The organism is Candidatus Erwinia dacicola (assembly GCF_001756855.1).
Lineage (GTDB): Bacteria > Pseudomonadota > Gammaproteobacteria > Enterobacterales > Enterobacteriaceae > Erwinia > Erwinia dacicola.
Map to the genome: position 1 here is coordinate 1 of NZ_MAYS01000031.1, position 3,229 is coordinate 3,229.

3 protein-coding genes and 1 pseudogene are annotated in these 3,229 nt (G+C 51.1%); 3 read left to right on the forward strand and 1 reads right to left on the reverse strand.

The window, feature by feature from the left end; translation table 11 throughout:
* Positions 1–255: 255 nt before the first annotated feature.
* Positions 256–1,305: a tRNA dihydrouridine(20/20a) synthase DusA gene (dusA, locus tag BBW68_RS00675; RefSeq protein ID WP_070133580.1), complete on the reverse strand. Its 1,050-nt coding sequence runs from the start codon at positions 1,303–1,305 to the stop codon at positions 256–258.
* A gap of 100 nt (positions 1,306–1,405) precedes the next feature.
* On the opposite strand from dusA, the pseudogene BBW68_RS00680 reads away from it, so the two are divergent.
* The 3 genes and pseudogenes from BBW68_RS00680 to BBW68_RS00690 all read left to right on the forward strand — a co-directional run bounded on the left by BBW68_RS00680 (position 1,406) and on the right by BBW68_RS00690 (position 3,134).
* Positions 1,406–2,440, forward strand: a pseudogene (locus BBW68_RS00680) (tyrosine-type recombinase/integrase).
* 99 nt (positions 2,441–2,539) lie between these two features.
* Entirely contained in the window at positions 2,540–2,701 is a 162-nt protein-coding gene (locus tag BBW68_RS00685; protein WP_425338261.1) for a type II toxin-antitoxin system HicA family toxin, read from the forward strand.
* 22 nt (positions 2,702–2,723) lie between these two features.
* Positions 2,724–3,134: a type II toxin-antitoxin system HicB family antitoxin gene (locus tag BBW68_RS00690; RefSeq protein ID WP_070133582.1), complete on the forward strand. Its 411-nt coding sequence runs from the start codon at positions 2,724–2,726 to the stop codon at positions 3,132–3,134.
* Positions 3,135–3,229: the final 95 nt, after the last annotated feature.

The following is a 3,229-nucleotide window of genomic DNA, read 5'->3' on the forward strand; positions in this document are numbered from 1 at the left end:
CTGCGTTTTGCCGGTGCCATGGTGGGCGTTCACGCCACCAAAATGCTCTCTGACAGGCTGCATCGGATGGCGAAAAAACGATGGCTTCAGGTACCGGCTCTGGATAAGTTCGCCTGAAAAATGGCTTTCAGATGAGAAACACAGCAAAAACGGCTTTTTTACGCATTATCATGCGACAGACCTGAGCAATAAACCCCTTCATCACCACAGCTCACGTGATGAAATTCATCACTATCTGGTGAAGATTTGACGAATTTAAATTCCGGCAGGGATCTTATCGGCGACCAGCGAAAGCGCCTGCTCGACCACGTCAACGCCCGCGCCTGCTTTGTACGCATTTTCGCTCAGGTAACGCCGCCACTGGCGCGCGCCCGGGATACCTTGGAATATGCCAAGCATATGGCGGGTGACATGGCCTAGGTAGGTGCCGTTCGCCAGTTCACGTTCAATGTAAGGATACATGGCGCGCACCACGGCAACCGGGTCCACCACCGGCTGGCTGCTGCCGAAAATCTGCCGATCCACCTGCGCCAGCAGGTCGGGGTTCTGATAGGCTTCGCGCCCCATCATCACGCCGTCCAGATGCAGCAGGTGCGTTCGCGCTTCTTCCAGCGTCTTCACGCCGCCATTAATCGCCAGCGTCAGGTGCGGAAAATCGCGCTTCAGCTGATAAACGCGCGGGTAGTCGAGTGGTGGGATTTCGCGGTTCTCTTTCGAGCTGAGGCCGGAAAGCCAAGCTTTACGTGCATGGATGATAAAGGAGTCGCAGCCGCCCTGCTCTGACACCGTGCGGATAAAATCACAGAGGAATTCATAACTATCCAAGTCATCAATGCCGATGCGGGTTTTCACCGTGACCGGGATCGACACCTTGTCACGCATCGCTTTAATGCCGTCCGCCACCAGCTGGGCTTCACCCATCAGGCAGGCACCAAAGCGACCGTTCTGCACGCGGTCTGATGGGCAGCCCACGTTAAGGTTAACCTCATTGTAGCCGCGCTGTTCTGCCAGCACGGCACACTGCGCCAGCGCAGCGGGATCGCTGCCGCCCAGCTGCAGTGCAACCGGCCGCTCTTCCGGGCTGAATGCCAGATAGTCGCCTTTACCGTGGATGATCGCGCCGGTGGTCACCATTTCGGTATACAGCAGTGTCTGCCGCGTCAGCTGGCGATGAAAGTAACGGCAGTGAGGATCGGTCCAGTCAAGCATCGGTGCAACGCTAAATCGTGAAGGGCTGTATTTTGGCGCTACACCGCTGTTTACGCTACTCTTCTGCGGGTTGGCAGTTTCTTTATTTTCGTGCATTTTTTGTTTTTATATCGTATTTTTCTTTATCAGGACACCACTGAGGACACCTTAAATTTGGTGTCCTCAGTGCCTAAATCTGACATGGGCCATACTTAAGATGGCGTATTATACCATAGACAAAAGAGCGAAAGCAGATGGTACGGTTCGATACCGCTGCTCCGTTAGCATCAAGAAAGACGGTAAGAGGGTCTATAACGAAAGTAAAACCTTCACAAAGCAAGCCCATGCGAAAACATGGGGTTCTAAACGTGTAATCGAACTCGAACAGTCAGGGATACCGAATACTAACGATTTAAACAAAATAACCGTTGGAGACCTGCTAAAGCGCTATGTCCTCGATATGCTACTAGACTGCGACATAGCCGAAATCCCCCTTACAGACCTCTCAACCAGCCACGTTATCGAACACTGCCGCCAGAGAAACGGCGCTGGTGCTGGCCCTTCCACTGTTAATCACGATGTGAGTTATCTCTCTTCCGTTTTGGCGTCTGCCAAACCTGTCTACGGTATTGACTACACAACCAACCCTGCAACCGATGCAAGACCGCTACTGCTCCAGATGGGGCTGATTGGCAAATCCAAGCGCCGCAGCCGCCGCCCGGTAAGCAATGAACTGGATAGATTGCTGGCAGGGATTGAAGCCAGAAGCGATCACATCGCAGCAAAAATCCCATTCGTTGATATTCTTAACTTTTCGATCCTCAGTTGTATGAGGGTTGGCGAAGTGTGCAAAATCCGTTGGGAGGATGTGGATGAAAAATAAAGGGCCGTACTGGTCAGAGACAGAAAAGATCCGCGCAAAAAATCAGGTAACCATATGCTGGTTCCGCTGCTTGGCGATGCGTGGAGCATAGTGCAACGCCAGCCCAAAACCAGCGAGTTAATTTTCCCCTACAATTCCCGTTCCGTAACGGCGGGTTTTCAACGAGTCAGGAACGCCCTGGGTATTGAAAATTTGCGCTACCATGATCTGCGCCGCGAAGGAGCCAGCCGCTTGTTCGAAGCGGGATTCAATATTGAAGAAGTGGCTCAGGTCACCGGCCATCGTTCACTAGATGTTTTATGGCAGGTTTATACGGAGCTATACCCCAAATCTCTGCATGAAAAATTCGAATCCATTAGTAAAAAATAACCCCTATAACCCTAAAACACTTGACCTTCAATACATCAAGAGTTATCATAACTCCATCAAAACAACACAGAGAGCCGGAGGCTGGATAGCAGGGATGCAATAGCAATGATAGAAGCCGATGGGTGGTATCTGGTGAGAGTAAAAGCCAGTCATCACCAGTTCAAGCATCTAACGAAAAAGGGGCTGGTAACGGTAAAACATCCACAAAAGGACATACCGCTACCGACACTGAAAAGTATCAAGAAACAGGCGGGGCTTTAAGCCCCACCTCTTGGAGGTTTACATGTTATATCCCGTTGCTATTGATAAAGGCGATTCATCCTTCGGCGTTCGCGTACCTGATATTCCAGGCTGCTTCTCTGGCGGCGACAACTATCAGGATGCGATTGAGAGCGTACGTGAGGCTATCGACGCACATATCGAATTACTGGTGAAAGATGGCGAAGCAGTGCCGGAAGCGACCAGCGTGGAAAACTGGCTAGCCGATCCCGATTATGCAGGTGTGGTATGGGTGCTGGTTGATGTGGATGTTACCCGGTTGATGGGGAAAGCGGAAAAAATCAACGTAACACTCCCCTCTTTGCTTATCCGCCGTATCGATCAGTTTGTCGCTGCACATCCTGAATACGGAAGCCGTTCCGGCTTCCTGTCCCGCGTGGCGGCTGATAAAGTGATCGGACGAGAAAAACGTTAAGCCTCGTAAGGGGCTTTATATGGATGATAAAAGAGAATGTTGATTCGTAAATTTGGCTTTTTGCATTCTAGGGTTGGAATTCATCCATTCTAATC